This window comes from Sphingobium sp. EM0848 (genome assembly GCF_013375555.1).
GTDB lineage: Bacteria > Pseudomonadota > Alphaproteobacteria > Sphingomonadales > Sphingomonadaceae > Sphingobium.
This window is the reverse complement of sequence record NZ_JABXWB010000004.1, coordinates 16,787-32,584: the sequence shown is the minus strand read 5'-3', so window position 1 is coordinate 32,584 and position 15,798 is coordinate 16,787. Positions and strand designations below refer to the sequence as shown.

Here is a 15,798-nt window from a genome sequence, read left to right as displayed (position 1 = left end):
GTGGGATTCCTTGATTGGAAAGTTGGGCGAGGTCAGGCGGCCAGTTCGGTGACAACCTCGTCGGCCTTGGCGGGCGGAAGCGAATTGGGCGGCGCATAGCGGCCATCGAGGGCCATCGCGCTTGGCACCCGGCCAGCCCAATCGAACCCGACAGCATTCAACATGCCGGAGATCAGGTCGCCCTTCTTGGCGCCGAGCAACTTTGCGAATGCCTTCTCGCCCATGTGCGCGACCAGGCCGCTCTCGGCGGCAATGAACTTGAGCTCGTCCTTCGTGTATCGTTCGAGAAAAGCGCGATCGACCTGCCAGACTGTCCGGATGTCGATGCCGAAGGCGCCGGCGAGATCGGCGACGTGCGCGAACGACTGGACGTCCCGGGCATATGCTGCCCCGATCGCAGCCAGCACCGTGGTGGCCTGAACCTCCGATAGCTCGCGGATCTCTGCGATCTTTTCCTTGAAACCGCGATCGGGGAACGCGGCGTCGACCAGCAGTGCAGCGCGCGAGGTCAAAGTGCCTGACTTGATGTGCGAAAGCGTGCCGGTCAGCGCTGCCACGAGGATCGCCGCCTGGGCGTTCAAAGGATCGTCGGCCAGCCCGCGGGCGAGCGCCGTGCGCCATGTCGCCTCCCGCAGGTCGGTCGTGCGGCCTGCGATGGACTTTGCGGTAACACTGGGCCCGGTGCTGGTGGAAACCTTGCGCACGACGGTTCCGCGACCGACCAGAGGTGCTGAAGGCGCTGCGTCATCGGTCAGACCGCCGATCTCACCGCCGTCCTCGTTTTCGTCGCCATCGTCGGCGAGAGCGTCATCGTGTTCGATCGCTGCGGCGGCGTCCTCGGCCTCGGCGGCCGCCTCCGCATCACGGCGTGCAGCTTCGACCGCCTCGGTCTTTAGCTGGAAGCAGGTAGCGTTGGTGCAGTGGCCATCGTCGACATGGGTGTCGAACAGGGCGCGCTGCGTCCCTGAATTGAACGGACAGGTGGTGCATTCCGTTTTGTCGAACAGGGCATCGGCGAGGCGCTGCGTGACCTTCATGAGAAGATCGCGGGTCTTTGCGATGTCAAGGCCGGCCGCGATGATCGTCTCGAGCGCCTTGTCCTGCTTGTCGGCGGGAACGGCGGCGAGCAATTCGGCGTGTCCGACCTTGATCCGGCGCTCGTCGAGCGCGGTTTTGACGGTCTCGGAAAGGTCGGCGAGCGCGAGCCGGCGGTCCAGCTTTGCGCGGGACCAGCCAAGCCGCCGTGCAGCTTCAGCCCGGTCGCCTTGGCACGCCGCGAGATAGCGAACGGCCGCGTCCGCCTGCTCGGTCTCGGAAGGATCATCGCGATCGTCGTTTTCGGCAATCGCCGCGTCGAGCGCCTCCTGGTCGGTCATCTCCCGGATCAGGACCGGCACCTCGGCGTTTTCGCCGAAGGCTTCCATTGCGGCCCGGTAGCGGCGACCGCCCGCGACGATCGTGAAATGCTCCGGCAGGTCGGCAGCGGGCCGAACCAGCATCGGCTGCAGCATGCCTCGCAAACGCAGGGAGGCGACGAGTTCGTCATGCTTCTTCCGGTCGAAATAGCGGCGCGGATTATAGCCCACGGCAATCCGGGCGAGCGGGACCATGGCGGTCCCGACAGGGTGCGATGCGGTCAAGGCGGTTCTCCTAGTGAGAATGGCGGTGCACGCGCTTGCTCGCGACGCGCACCCTTTCGGTGAGCCTGATGCTCACCCTTCCACTCCCCCTCCCCTTTCACCGCTCCGCCGTCTGGTCATGGAAGATGTCGGCCGCCCATTGCTCTAGCCACGGCTCGAACATCTCATCATGATCAAGATCGCCGGACTCGATGAGATCGCGGATTTCGGTACGGGCCTGCGCGATTGCGGCCTCCCAGGGATCGATCGGCGGAGGATCTGCGTCAGCAGGCCGTTGCTGCGGAAGGCGGCGCGGCCGCTCGGTTAGTCGGTGGTACTGACCGGCGAGCCATTGCTCCATGTAATCGGCCACGACGCGATCGGTCTTGGAGATCCCCGCCTTCAGGGCTGCCCGACGCGCACCGACGCCATAGGCCTGGCTGTCGATCGACGCGACCCGGTGTGCGAAAGGCAGAAGGAAGGGCAGTGCCGTGCCCTTGACGCCGAATGCGTGGAGCAGAACACCGGCCGGAAGAATCTGATCGAGATGGTCGATGACCGCGATCAGGCCTTCCGGTCCGTGAATATCGCGCCGGCACATGCTTCCGACACCGATCAATGCGCCGGGGCGGAGCGAACCCCAGAGCGCATCGACACAGCGCTCATAGTCGGATGGTCGCCGGCCCTGGATCACAGGCATCAGTCTGTCGGCTATTCCGGCATCCTCGCCCAGGATGCGGCAGTCGCGATTGGCGCGGATGGTGCGCGACAGGCGGTCGAAGACTTCGTCGCGATCTCGCGCGATCTCAGCCTCGACGCAGTAATCGGCACTTGCCCACCATTGGAATGGATAGGCCGCCGCGAGCGATACATAGTCCGACAGGGACCACGGGAAGCCACCATAGCGCGCAGTCGCGACGAAGCCTGCGGAGTCCAGGCAGAGGCCGGACAAACCCCGTGCATTCTGGAGTTGCCCCAGGCGCCATCCGGTCCATTCCCGCCAGCCGCGCTTTTCGGACCAACGTGAAAGCGCGTTCGCCGAGATGAGCGCGGTCCGGCCAAGCGCGCGTGCCCGCTGAAGGATCGGCCCATCGTTCAGGTGCGGAAGGCCGACGATGACGTTGATGGGCATGATGCGCGCTCCGCTCGCAACGGAAGCACGCGGACAATTGACGGTCGCGCATGTTCACGTTACGTTCTAATGAGTAGGAGATTTGCCATGACGACGCCCAGCATCCGACACCTGTTCGATCTCGACATAACGCTGCGGGATGCGGCGCTGGATATGGAGAACCGGCCGACCCGTCGGATGATCGCCAATGCGGCGATCGGCATTCATGTCGAGGACGCCTACTATTCGGTGCGGGAGCTGCGCGAGGCGGTAAGCTGGGTGCATGAAGGGGTTTCGGCGGGCAAGCTGAAGCTGGCGGAGATCCTGGGCAATGATGGTGCCGACGATTTTCAGCGCTGCATCTATTTCTGCCTCGCCGGCCGCGGCGTGGTGTCGATGCTCGACGATCTTGAATGGCTGGAGGATCTGCTGGAGCGGCGCGGGCGCATCGCAGGCGAACAGAAGCGCCTGAAGGAGACGGTGATGCCGCTCGTGAACCCCTATGTGGCCGACGCGCCCGATGGGCCGTTGGTCAGGATGGACGGAAATTTCGAGCAGGGACCATCTTGGTGGGCCGACCCGACTTTGTCGGCCTGACCATCAGCGCTCGCAGCTCAGGCGGTTCCCGTGCCGCCAGCGCGACGGTTCGATCCAGTCTCCGGCAAAGGCCCCTGCCCTTTGCCTCCTGGCCGAAGCGAAGGCCGCATTATATGCGCGCAGGCGAGCGGGATCGTCTCTGAGATAACTCGCCTGCGGGGTCGCGAGACCCGCGCGGATAAGACGCTCTCCCAAATCCGCGCCGTCGACTGTAACGACCGCAACGGGGCGGCCATAAGAAGACGAAGACACGAGCCGGATCGTCGCGGCCTTGGAGCGCAGGGCGTTCGCGGCGAAATCCTGTGCGGCCTTCCCACACTGCCAACATCCCGAGGCGCGCCGACAGAGCTGCCCGCGCTCGAATGCGTCGACCCCAAGCAACCGGAAATCGACGGCCACGGTATCGCCATCGAGCGCCCGCGCCTTCGCGTCGAAACTCTGAGACCATGAGGGCGATGTGAGAGCGGCTCCGCCCGCGAGGATGATGGCCGCCGCGATCCGGATCAAAATGTCATCTCCACCTCGACATGATCATCGGCCGCCGGCGTCGTGCAGACCCGGAATGGTTGCAGCGGATCGCCAGTGCGGACGATCGACAGCCTACCCGGCCGCTCGTCGAATAGGCGACCTGCGACGCGATTGGCGTTCTCGCGGCTGCAAAGCTGCAGACGCTTGGGCGACAATTCAAGACACGCGGCAAACATGATGGCTTCTCCCTGCTGCGGGAATGATACTGGCTGACGCACTCATGCAAAGATCGTCTTGTGAACCTTAGTGACCGGCAGGATCGTCCAGTCGCGCTCCATGAACCGGCTGATCGCATAGCCGCAGCGAGTCGCGGGATCGCGGAAACTCAGGCGGCGGCCGCGCTTCACGACGATAAATTCGTCACCCACATGACCATCGGAGAAGGTCAGCGCCTGGGCCAGTTTGATCCGGTCGCCGTCCTCGATCTTGCGCGATCGGCGGGCCAGGTTGGCACGGCACCGCGCGCGCCAGTCGAGGGCGTGCTCCCGGTCGGTCGGGGTCAGAAGGTCGAGAATGTGGCGGGGACAGCTATCCTCATAGGGGCCGACAGATTCGTCCAGTCGGGTAGGATTGGTGCTGCTCATGGAGTCAGCCCTGATCCCCCCGCCGAACCGCACGTGCAGCTTTCACCGCATGCGGCTCTCCACTGTGACGAACCATCACTTTGCCGTAGATCGGGCAGGCGGCCTCTGTGAGTATCCCAGTGGCATTGCTCGCACAGGACCACCGTCCTGCGGGCGCGTGCCACCTTCATTCTCACGACAAAACCGCGGTGCGAAACATCGGCCATCCCCCGGATATGGTGCACGTGACACGGAACATCGGATCGACCGCAAGCCTCGCATTGCTTGGCATTCTGACGATCAACCCAGTCCGTACGTGAGTGGGTGAACACCTGCGTCCAAGGCTGGATATCAATCCTGGACGAGGTGGCCGGATCACGTTTCAGATGAGCCAGTTTCCAGACTTTGACCGATCGGGGCTGGCCATCGACGTCGTAGCCGATGGTGAATTCCTGCCCCGTCCTCATGCGGGCCACGACCGCTCGCACATTGGTTTTGTGCTTGCTGGCCAAGGTCTTGAACAAGCTCCACCGCTGGAGAAACTCAAGCCTGTTCAGCTTGAAGCTCACATCCTTGGCGAGAGCATAGTAGTTCGCAAAACCCCGCAATTCGGCGTTGTAAGCTAGGACGATCTCAACGTCGCTGCAGCTGAGCAGCAGGCTACGATGACGCGGCTTCAACACCGACAGATCACCATAACCTTTTGCAGAAGCGAACGCGTGGACCTTCTCCCAAGGGACATGCAGCTGCATCACTTCCGACGGCGGCCTACGAAGGAAGCTGACGGAACCTTGTCGGCTCCGGACAACCCGTTGGCGTGTCGTATATGTGCGGACCTCATATCCAAGGAAGGCGGCTCCATCGCTCGCCTTGCGGATACCGCTTTTCTCCTCGGACACCGTGAGCGCCAGCGCCTCGGTCAGGAATGCCCTGACTTCGGCGAACACGCTTCGTGCATCCTCCTTGCTACCGATAACCCCAATCATGAAGTCGTCCGCGTAGCGACAGTAACGAAGTCGGCGATAACCGGGGTCCATCGCGTCTCTCGACGGGATGGACCGCTTTTGCGGCAGTAAGGTTTGGATTTTGGCCAAGGAGGCCGCAACCTTCACCTCGTCGACATTGTCTTTGGCCCGCAGCATGGTGACGCGCTTCCGTTGTTTCTGGATGCGCCCAGCCAGTCGCCCATATTCCGGGTTCGTGGCACGGACCTTCCCCCTCTCGAAAGCCGCGATCCGTTCCGCCATGAACATATCGAGTTCATGGAGGTAGATGTTGGCCAAGATTGGAGAGACGATACCGCCCTGCGGAGTGCCGCTGTAGGTCCGGGTGTGAACCCGGTCTTCCATAACACCCGCCTTAAGCATGCTGCCGATCAAGCCGATGAATTTCTCGTCATCGATCCTTTTCCGCAACAGCCGCAGGAGGATGTCGTGGTCGATGTTCTCGAAGAACCCCGCGACATCCACATCTACGAGCCATTTCACCCCCGTCCATACGGCTTTGACGTGTTCAAGCGCCGTATGACACGACCGGCCCGGCCGGAATCCATGGGAGGCGTTCGAGAACACCGGTTCATAGATCCGTTCGAGCAGTTGCCGCGCCACTTCCTGAACGAGGCGGTCGTCGCGCGTGGGAATGCCCAGCGGACGCCGTTTGCCCTTGCCTTTCGGGATAAACACCCGACGCACTGGTTTGGGATCATAGGTCCCTGCCGTCACGCTGGCGATAATCGGGTCGAGGTCTTCCGGTCCGAAGTCCGCGAAGGTCTCGCCGTCAATACCCGGCGTCATCGCACCCTTGTTGGATCCGATCTTCTGGAGCCCCTCCTCCCAAAGGAGGCGAGACCCCATCAGACGATAGAGTCCATTCACCCTTTTGCCCGACGCAACGAGCGCCGGAATGGCCTCCAACCGGCCTTTCACAGTTTCTGGCAGCATCAGCACACCCCATGATCGGTGGTTGAAGAATCACAGCTGCCGCCCTTCCCCCGGTCTTCCCCGCTTTCGGCCCGATCGCTCGAGACCTTATACAGTTGCACCGCCGCCTCCGAAGAGGTCGATGTCCCGGGCATTACCCCGGGCATTTGAGTAATATGGCGGCTCCGTACCCATGCAGGCCGGCAGAAGCCGCCTGTTTAGGGCATCCCGTAGTTACGCTGAATGGAGATGCGGCGCGGTTAGGTGTCCCGTTCGTCCACTAAACCCCTCGACGAGAGGCGCACCGGATGGGCTGAGAAACAGGCGGCCAAGACATGAGACCGCTGTCATCATCCGGACCTGGCGTGACAGTCGCTTTCGCCAGTATCGCTATATAGATTGCTGCAGACTGGGATTTAAGCAGTGTAGCCTTCACCATACGCACCTTGCCCTGACCGTCATCGCCTCCATTTGCGACTAAGACGCATCTGGCCTTTTCCGAACATGCTATTGTTCCCCGTCCCTTTCGGGATTTCAGACCTTGTGAGGCCCGAGGTTAGTCCGGCGAGCAGAGGCATTCTCAACTTACCTCATCATCACTGATACTCCATTTCAGCGCCGCAACGGCGCACTATCCTTGTAGCCGAAATGCTCGCCGGACTTGCTTTTGGGATTCCACATCACCTTGCAGACGATCGCGAAAACCTCCTTGCCGACGCCGTCGATCATCACCTGAGCCGCAGCATAATAGGTGCGATTCTGGGGGCAGGATGAGGCGAGCACCTTCAGTCCCTTGATCGTCCCGTCCGCCTCGCGGCTATAGGTGAATTGCGCGTCCAGATAATCCTTGGCGGTCTTGTGTCCGCCCATGTGGAAACGGGACATGGTGAGCCAGCCCATCGGTATCTCCTGTGATGTCGGGGAAAATTCGGATTAGCGGCGGTCAGGCCGCCTCGAGGATCTGCCTGACCCCCTCGGCCGATGACGCCGTGTCGTCGCTGTCGCCAAACGCCAGAAGGTAGTTGAAGGCCTGCTCAGCTTTCGAGGCGGCGTGAATGATTGCGGTCTTGTCCGCGCGCAAAATGCCGAGCCAGTGGGCGACGTAGCTCGCATGATTGTCGTGCAGTTCGTTCGGCAGATCCAAATGCGCGCAAATCAGGCCGCTTCCGATCTCAGCCACAAGCTCCTCGAAACTATAAGCTTTGTCGCCGAACCGCTTGCCGAAGGTCCGGGCAAGGCGCGAGCTGCCGCCTGACCAATGAACGGTCTCGTGTGCCCTCACCGAGGCGTAATGATCCATCGTTGTGAATGACCGCCGGTGCGGCATCTGGATGAAATCAAATGTCGGGTGGAAGAAGGCGCGATCGCCGCCATGTCGAACATCTGCCGGCACATGATCGAAGAACTCGTCGATGGCAGCTTGCCGCGCAGATGGATCGATCGGCGCAGGGGTCGCGTCGTCCGGATAGAAATAGGCGGGCAGCCCATCGATCTGATCGGCGTTGAACACGAGATAATGGCGAAGGAAACGAATGCTGCGTTCGCTCTCGGCACCGGTCACCCGGTCCGACTCGGTCTTTTTGAAGCTCGAATAATAGACCGAGAGCGAGCCGTGCTCCCCCCGGCGAACATGGCCGCCGAGCGCTTCGGCCTGGCGATACGTCATCCAGTAGCGCGAGCGATAGCCGTTCGCGTCTGCGATCGCCCAAAGATAGACCGTGTTGATCCCGGTATAGGGCGTGCCGCAGTGTCGGAGCGGACGGCCACCGGCGCCGGCAACCCGCCAGGGCCGAGTCCAGGGCGGGACGCCTTCTTCCAGCTTTCTGATGATGAGGTTGGTGATTTCGGCCGCGACGTCGCGGCTCGGACGGGCTTTCGCAGGCATGGCTGATGCTCCAGCGGGATGACGATGGGGTTCGGGAGAGGCAAGCGTGCGGGAGGGGACGATCGCGCAAGTGGCGCCGACCGCCCCCCTGTCCTGCTGGGTCAGGCTTCGACCGGCTCGATCACCGTATCGTCCGCGACCGAAGCGCCTTCCGCCATGTGATCATCCGACAACGCAGAGCGATCCGGCTCGCCACCGAGACGATCGGTCGGGCACGGGGCCGCAGCACCAAAGCGCATCGCGTCCGGCACCCATGCGAGCACAGCGTCCTTCGTCTCGGGCTCGACAATGGCCGCCCCGGCGAAGAGTTTTTCACAGCTCTCCGAGATCTCCGCCTTCTTCAGGGTGGCGTGCCGAGCCGTCAGCGCGCCGCCGCCGACGTCATGAAGCAGGCTCAAAATGCTGCCCTTGTTGACCCGATCGAAGAAGTTTTCCGCGGTCGGACGCCACCAGCTCGCAACGTCGATCTCGAGGATCGAGGCCAATCGATTGTGGATCGCGACCTGGCCGCTGGCCCCGCGCGGCTTGGCCTCGATCGACATGGCAACGATATAGGCCAGCCACTGCGCCTTGCTGTCGTCATCGAGCGCGCGAAACCCTTCGAACCGATCGATTTCGTGATCGTGGTCGCACCATCCGGCATCAAGGCCATCATGCGCTTCGGCCAGGTAGGACCGGGCGCGTGAGCCGGGCAAATCCGCCGTGACGGGATCCTGCGGGGCATCAGCGCAGATGGTGGTGCCATATTGAACGATCTCGTCGGCAGAACCGCCGCCGGCGAAAACCCGGGCGTCGATCATGACGAACAGCGCGTAATCGAGCGCGAGCGCCGGCTGAGCGAGCAGACAGGATGCGAGAATATCGCGGCGTTGTATGGCAAGCTCGTCGTAGAGCCGATTGCTGAGCGGCTTGCCGCCAGGTGCCACAGCTTCGGGTCGGCGAGCTGGCTCGGGCGAATCCTTCACGCCGACGCGAAACCTGCCCGCCCCGCCCTCGTCGGGTTCGCCGGGATTTCCGCCGCCCGCATCATCGATCGCGTCGGGTTCTTCGACGATGAGCTCCTGCTCGCTATAAAATTGGGTGTCGAGACGCATCTCGCCCTGCGGCGTCAGAAGCAGAAACGCGCCGACATGCGGCCGCAGCTCATCTGGCAGCACGGGCGCGCGATGCTCGATCGCCTCGGCCTCGGCGATCAGTCGGTCATCCTCCTGGTCCAGGGCCTTGTAGGCATCGGGCGAGATGGATTCGTCCTGCATTTCGGCCTCGAGCTCGGCGCGGCGCGCCTCGATCTCGCCAAGGCGGGCGGATTGCTCCTCGGTGAGCGCGGGCGGCTGCAGGATGGCACGGTAGAGGCCGTGGGCGGCGTTGTGGGCGTAGTTGCTGGCGATCGGCCTGATCCAGGCAAGGCCCGTCTCCTCACCGATGCGTCTCGCTTCGGCCTCCATGATGTCGCCGGCGAGACGGTGCGCGATCTCGGGATTGTTCCAGCGGTCGTTGCCGTCGGTGAAGAGGTCGCCATCGACCTTGCCGCCTGCCGCGCGATACCGCTCCTCGCCGACCAGAATCGCGATCGGATCGCTGGCCTTGAGCGTCTCATTGGCGATGACGCGGCGGATGGTGTCGGCCGTTACGTGGCCATTCTGGTAGCTGTTCCAGACCAGAAGCTGCTTGTCGTGGCTTTCGGTCGACGCATAGGCTTTGGCGATGTCGAGCGTGATCTCGCTTTTGCTCAAGGCGTCGAAGATCGGCGCTGCCAGCGAGGCGAGGCGCAGGCGCCCCTCGACGAAGCGACGTGTCACGCCGAAACGCTTTGCGACAGCATCGAGATCGCCGGTCGAGCCGATGAAGTGCTGAAAGGCGCGGCATTCCTCGGCGGGGGTCATCTTGAGCTGATGGAAGTTGGTCGCCGTGGACGTTTCGGACAATTCGGCATCGTCGCCGGTAAGGATCATGACGGGGACATCGAAATCGGCTTCCGAGATCGTACCGCGCTCGGCGAGCAGGCGAAGCGCGCGCCAACGGCGTCCGCCATCGAAGACCTCGAAGGTGCCGCGCGGCTTTTTGGCGGGCGTGACGAGCAGATTCTGAAGGACGCCCTTGGCCTCGATACTGGCGGCCATGGGTTCAATCTGAAGCTGTTCGTCCGGTGCGGTACGGACGTTGATCGGCGAGAGCCGCAGCTTGGCGAGTTTGATGGTCTGGATCACCGGGGTCACTCCTCTTGGCGTCCGGCAATTCCCGGACACCACCCCGTTCCCCCTTCCCTCTTTCCCAAGAGCGGCCTCGGTCGTTTGACCAAGGGCGACCCGCGCTCACCCAGGATCGGCGAGAATGCGCCCAAGGATGTCGGCGGCGATGCTCACCGGAAGGAACACCCGTGTCCGGTACTGAATGATCTCGGTGAAGCAGCCCAAGGATTTCAGCCAGGCGAGCTGATCCGACGGCGCCCCGACTATCTCGATGCGATGATTTCGGTTCACCATCGCGCGGCGGATCGTCATGGGGAATGGGCGGGCAACATCAACGCTTCGACCGGAATGGGCCGATTTGATGATGTCCGAGGGCGGCAGGTTCTCGGCGCGATCGATGCCGAGCTTGGTGAAAAGCTGGACAACGTGCTCGTCGAAAACGAGGCGGCCGAGCCAGCTATTTCCCGCTTTGTCAGCGATGCGGTTGACCACCAGATGATCGCTGGGCAGCGCCGACCAGATCGGCAGAAGCAAGCCGGTCGCGAGGCGGATCGTCTCGGTGTCGACCTTGTTCGCCGCTTCATCGGCTTCGGCCTGCCATTTCGCGCAGAAGGCGTCCCGATCGACTATTTTCCAGGCGCTCTCGAAGAGCTCATGCTCGCGGATATATTCCCGCCGGGTCGGCCTCGTCAGCTCGAAGCGCGGGATCGGCGTTCCGTCCTTCTCCTCCATGAGCGCTCGGGCGCGGGTCTGCAGCGCGACCATCCCCGACTTGGCGTTGAGCAGAAATACGGCGGTGCTATCGCTGTCGGCGATACGCAGCACGCGCTCCAAGGTGACAGGGGTCCGCCGCCGCGCGATCTCGATGGTCAGCAAGTGCGACGTCGCCCCGCTGACCGGGTCGGTCCGGAGCAGTGTGTCGTCGATCAAGGTGGCGGAATCGACGAGGATCGTCTCGACACCGACATCGAGCCGGCCAGCCTCCCTCGCCGCCGATACCCGTGTCTCGACCAGGGACAGAAACTCATCGAAGATGCTGTTCTGCAGGCCGATGGGAAGCGCGAGGATGCGATTTAGCCATCGCTGGATGGGCGGCAGTTCCTCTTTCAGGACGCCGTCCTTGTCGCAGAGCTCGAGACCGGTCCGATCCTCGAATTCCGAATGCGAGATGCTCTTGAGCTTGCCATCGACCAGCAAGTGGAACCACGTCACCAGCGCAGCGCAAGCATATTCGCTCTCCAGATTATCAGCCGGGTCGAAGAGATTCTGACCGCCGGTCTGGCGCTGACCCCGTGTGAGTGCGCCGAGGCTGTCGAGCCGCCTCGCAATCGTGCTGGTGAAGCGGAGTTCGCCTTTGCAGTCGGTCGTGACGGGCCGGAACAGTGGCGTGCTCGCCTGATGGGTCCGATGGGTTCGGCCAAGGCCCTGAATGGCGCGGTCCGCGCGCCAGCCCGGCTCGAGCAACAGATGGACGCGTTGCTCCTGGTTCGGCACGTCCATTGATGCGTGATAGGATCGCCCCGTCCCGCCGGCGTCCGAGAAAATGAGGACGCGCTTCAGCCCCTGCATGAAGGCCGCGGCCTCGGCCTGACTGGTACGGGTCGAACGGGTTTCCAGCTTCTGCCGGCCGTCGCCCGTCGAGATTAGGCGTTTTGTCCGCCCAGTGACTTCCGCGACACGATCATGCCCGAAATGCTCCAGGATGCCGTCGAGCGCCGACATGATCGGCGGCAATGCGCAAAGATGCTCGATCATCAGCGCGCGGGCAGCTTCGGCTTCGGGATTGTAGACGGGATTACCCGTCTCGTCCGTCATCGGCTCGGAGCGCTGCGTGCCTGTGTCGTCGGTGAAGACGCGCATTTGGCGAGTAGGGAAAGCGCGCTCGAGATAATCGATGACATATTCACGAGGGCTGAGGTCGATTTCGAGGTCGACGCGCTCATCCGGGCTGAGCATGCCCAATCGCCGGTCGAGGATGGACTCGGCCGTCGTCACCAGTTGAAGCACCACCGACTGGCCCGCCATAAGATGCTCGCCGACCGCGGCGATGACCGTTGGCAGCTTCATCGAAAGCAGCACCTGGCCGAAGAAACGCTGCTTGGTGGACTCGAAGCGCGAGCGGGCCGATGCCTTCGCCCCGCTATTCAAAGTGGTGTTCTCGAGACCATCGACGACGCCGGTGAGTTCCAGGGCTTTTTCCATGTTCCGGTGGATGATGGACCAGGCATTGGCGTAAGTGTCGTAGATCTCGATCTGCGCGGGCGTCAGTTCGTGCCGCAGGATCTCATATTCGACACCGGCGAAGCTCAGCGCTCGCGCCATGTAGAGCCCAGTCGCCTTGAGATCGCGTGCGACCAATTCCATGGCGGCGATCCCGCCCTGGCGAATGCTGGAGATGAATTGCTCGCGATTGGCGAACGCCGTCTCCGGTCCCCAGAGCCCGAGCCGCACGGCATAGGCAAGGTTGTTGACCTCGGACGCCCCCGTCGCAGAGGCGTAGAGGATCCGCGCGGCGGGCAGATGGTTCTGGAGCCGAACGCCGCTGATGCCCTGTTGCGATCCCTCCTTGGCTCCGAGTGCGCCCTCGCCTCCTGCGACACCGCCCATCTCGTGCGCTTCGTCGAAGGCGATGACGCCGTCGAAATCGGCGCCGGCCCAGTCGATGATCTGCTTCAGCCGGCTATGTTCCCCGCGCATCGATCGAAGGGTCGGATAGGTGACCAGAAGGACGCCCTGGTCAAGCCTGATGGGTTCGTCGATCTTCCAGTTCGATATGGGCTGAATGTCACCGGCGAGCCCGCCGAGGGCCGTCCAATCACGGCGAGCATCTTCGAGGAGGGGCGCGTTCTTGGTGACCCAGATATTGCGACGCCGCCCCTGAAGCCAGTTGTCAAGAATGGCGGCCGCGATTTGGCGACCCTTGCCTGCCCCGGTTCCGTCCCCGAGGAAGAAACCCTTTCGGTAGCCGCGGCCCTCCTCCGAGATAACGAGGCCGACACCATCCTTGTCCGGTGCGAAGCGCCCAGGGATCGTCTGAGCCCAGGCATGGCCGGCGTAAACGACGGTTTCGAGCTGGGAGGCCGAGAGCAAACGCTCTGTGACAGTCCGCTCCGGCAGCGAAGGGACGTAATCGGGGATCGGCGCTGGGATTGATCCCATGGCAACGGATTCGACGAGCGCAGTCGGGTGTTCGCCGGCTTTGTCGAAAACCAGGCGGCTTGGCCGATAGGGCAGATAGACGCCGGTCTGTTCGAGCAGCGGCGCCGGGGTTTCGAGCCTGGTGTAAGCAACCGGCAAGACATGGTTGCGCACGGCAGCGTGAAAGGCCCGGGGCATGGGCTTGGCGCTTTTGACCGCTCTGAAGAGCGAGATGCCTCCGCCCCGCTTCGGCGCGGGTGCCGGCTGATCTGCGACAAGGGACAGGCGAGGTGTCACGGTGAGAACGTCGAGCAGTTCCGCGATTGATCCACCCTGGATGACTTCTGGTGCGAGCCTGCCGGCGACCTTGTCGATGACGAAGATTCGCACGTCGATAGACGTGCCGTGTTTGAGATAGCAGCCTTCAAGTCGAACAGAGGCTTGCACTGTCGATCCGCGAAGGACGGTCTCGTAGTGGTCGCGCATTCGGGTGGTCGGTCCGAACCAGTCGGGCATGATGGCAACGAGGCGGCCCCCAGTCTGCAATCGGCGAAGTGCAGCCTGAAGATGCCGAACGGCCGCAAGATCATCGACGCCGCGGCCGAGCGACCGCGAAAACGGCGGATTCATGAGGATCAGGGAAGGACGCGGTGCGTCGCCAAGAGCAGCATCAAGAATCGCCCCATCATGGCCGGTGATCGTTGCGCCGGGGAAAACGCCGTGCAGGCGATCGCGGCGGATCGGATCGAGCTCGTTGAGATGCAGCGATCGATGAGCCCCAAGCTGTGCAACGAGCAAACCGTTGCCGGCGCTGGGCTCGAGAATGACGTCATCCTGCCGGACATCTGCGAGCAGAATCGCGACGGCCGCAATGTCGACAGGAGTCGAGAATTGCTGCCATTCGATCTGGTCTTCGCTCCGCACGGTCTGAGTGGGGAGGCGCTGCGCGAGGTCAATCCGCGCGGCGACATCGGCGAGGCTGGCCAGAGGCGCCAATGATCCACGGAGATGAAGGGCGAGTGCGTGCTCTAGCACCTCGAAGCTTGAGCGCTGCGTCCAGCGTCCTTCGGCATCGGTTCCGCCGAACGCCTGCACCATCGCCCGATTGAGATGTTGACGGGTGACCGGCTCGCCTGACGCCAGTTGGGATAGAAGGATGTGCGCAGCGGCACGGTCGCCGCGCTCGGCGGTCTGAAAAAGGTCGGTCATTTGGGAATCTCCTGCGCGGCTGCATCTGTCGCAGCGACACACCCTCGATCCCCCTCCCCTCTCTCCGCCCCGGGATCAGGTCCGGCAGTGCGCGTCGAGGAACTTTGCCCAATCCTTGAAAGCCGGCGGCGGCGGGTCGCGGCGGATGATGAGCCCGGGACGGGCATATTTCGCTTCGGCGGACGCCGCGCCGCGACGCCCTTCTGGATCATTGTCCTCTGCGATCAGCAGGGTCGTAATGCCGGGTGGAATGACCAGTTGATCGAGCCGCCTGGCGCCAAGTGAGGCCCAGCAGGGGATGTCCTTGATGCGGGTGTAGGCGCCGGCAGTCTCGAAACCTTCGGCGATCGCCAGCGTCTCGCCCCCTGCCCGGCCCCGCCATGCGCCTGTCCCAGGCACGCCGAGCATGACTTTTCGGAGGCACTTCGCTGTCGCAGGGTCGAGAAAGTTGCGCTGGATCGCGACGAGCTGCCGGATCTCGCGAACAGCAATCAGCAAAGCCGGTCGATAAACGGTTTTCGGCTTCGGGAGGTATGGGCAGCGCGAATGGAAGCGCACGTCGGCAGGCGCTGGCAACAAGTTGCGTCGCTCAAGATAGCGCTCGGCCAGCGTCCCTTTGACGCCAACGGCCTGCTCCCAGATGCGCGAGACATTGGCGCTGCCTTGCGGTCGATCCTGTTCCGGTATTGCATAATGTTGGCCGGTTCGAACCCGACGCAATTCCCGCAGAACATCATCGCGTGCGCAACCCGCGAAGCACGTCACCAGAATGCCGCGGTCACCTTGGCGGATCGAAAGACTTGGATCGTTGTCGCCATGTGCCGGGCAACGGGCCATAGCCCTGTAGCCGGTCCAGGTGCCGCCAAGAGCGCCTACGAGGTCAACAAGTTCCTGGGTCGGTCGTTTGGCCGTGAGTGGCATAGGACTACCTCCTGCTCGGTAGCCACATCCCCCCTTCCCTCTTTCAGCGCATGGCGCTGTGACCCGGACCTATGAACGATGAGGGTCGGCGCGCTCACGTTGATCGCTTCATCGGGCAC

Annotated in this window: 10 protein-coding genes and 2 pseudogenes; 1 reads left to right on the top strand and 11 read right to left on the bottom strand. The window is 63.0% G+C overall.

Annotated features, from left to right (window positions below):
- Positions 1-32: 32 nt before the first annotated feature.
- Positions 33-1,640: a PRTRC system ParB family protein gene (locus tag HUK73_RS17515; RefSeq protein ID WP_369805556.1), complete on the bottom strand. Its 1,608-nt coding sequence runs from the start codon at positions 1,638-1,640 to the stop codon at positions 33-35.
- Positions 1,641-1,737: 97 nt separating this feature from the next.
- Positions 1,738-2,751 (bottom strand): hypothetical protein, encoded by a 1,014-nt coding sequence (locus HUK73_RS17510; protein WP_062787883.1) that lies wholly within the window; start codon positions 2,749-2,751, stop codon positions 1,738-1,740.
- 87 nt (positions 2,752-2,838) lie between these two features.
- Between HUK73_RS17510 and HUK73_RS17505 the strand changes: the two genes are divergently transcribed.
- Complete coding sequence (locus HUK73_RS17505) at positions 2,839-3,327, top strand: hypothetical protein (protein ID WP_030090562.1); 489 nt, start codon at positions 2,839-2,841, stop codon at positions 3,325-3,327.
- 3 nt (positions 3,328-3,330) lie between these two features.
- Here the strand turns inward: HUK73_RS17505 and HUK73_RS17500 are convergent, their stop codons facing one another.
- The 9 genes and pseudogenes from HUK73_RS17500 to HUK73_RS17460 form a co-directional block, all read right to left on the bottom strand.
- On the bottom strand, positions 3,331-3,831 hold the full coding sequence (locus tag HUK73_RS17500; RefSeq protein WP_369805560.1) for a thermonuclease family protein: 501 nt from the start codon (positions 3,829-3,831) through the stop codon (positions 3,331-3,333).
- Positions 3,831-4,031, bottom strand: coding sequence for a hypothetical protein (locus HUK73_RS17495; RefSeq protein WP_030090560.1), 201 nt, complete (start codon positions 4,029-4,031; stop codon positions 3,831-3,833). The genes HUK73_RS17500 and HUK73_RS17495 overlap by 1 nt, the downstream gene beginning before the upstream one ends.
- Positions 4,032-4,073: 42 nt before the next feature.
- A pseudogene (locus HUK73_RS17490) lies at positions 4,074-4,415 on the bottom strand (hypothetical protein); the annotation flags it as partial.
- Between the two features lie 20 nt (positions 4,416-4,435).
- Positions 4,436-6,358: a reverse transcriptase domain-containing protein gene (locus HUK73_RS17485; RefSeq protein WP_076709853.1), complete on the bottom strand. Its 1,923-nt coding sequence runs from the start codon at positions 6,356-6,358 to the stop codon at positions 4,436-4,438.
- Positions 6,359-6,970: 612 nt separating this feature from the next.
- A pseudogene (locus HUK73_RS17480) lies at positions 6,971-7,237 on the bottom strand (hypothetical protein); the annotation flags it as partial.
- Positions 7,238-7,280: 43 nt separating this feature from the next.
- Positions 7,281-8,222: an ArdC family protein gene (locus HUK73_RS17475; RefSeq protein ID WP_030090556.1), complete on the bottom strand. Its 942-nt coding sequence runs from the start codon at positions 8,220-8,222 to the stop codon at positions 7,281-7,283.
- 101 nt (positions 8,223-8,323) lie between these two features.
- Positions 8,324-10,429, bottom strand: coding sequence for a ParB/RepB/Spo0J family partition protein (locus tag HUK73_RS17470; RefSeq protein WP_037505400.1), 2,106 nt, complete (start codon positions 10,427-10,429; stop codon positions 8,324-8,326).
- Between the two features lie 105 nt (positions 10,430-10,534).
- The gene (locus tag HUK73_RS17465; protein ID WP_070936342.1) at positions 10,535-14,758 is read right to left on the bottom strand and encodes a strawberry notch family protein; all 4,224 of its coding nucleotides are present in this window, start codon (positions 14,756-14,758) and stop codon (positions 10,535-10,537) included.
- Positions 14,759-14,833: 75 nt separating this feature from the next.
- Positions 14,834-15,679, bottom strand: coding sequence for a toprim domain-containing protein (locus HUK73_RS17460; protein ID WP_176593283.1), 846 nt, complete (start codon positions 15,677-15,679; stop codon positions 14,834-14,836).
- Between the last annotated feature and the right edge of the window lie 119 nt (positions 15,680-15,798).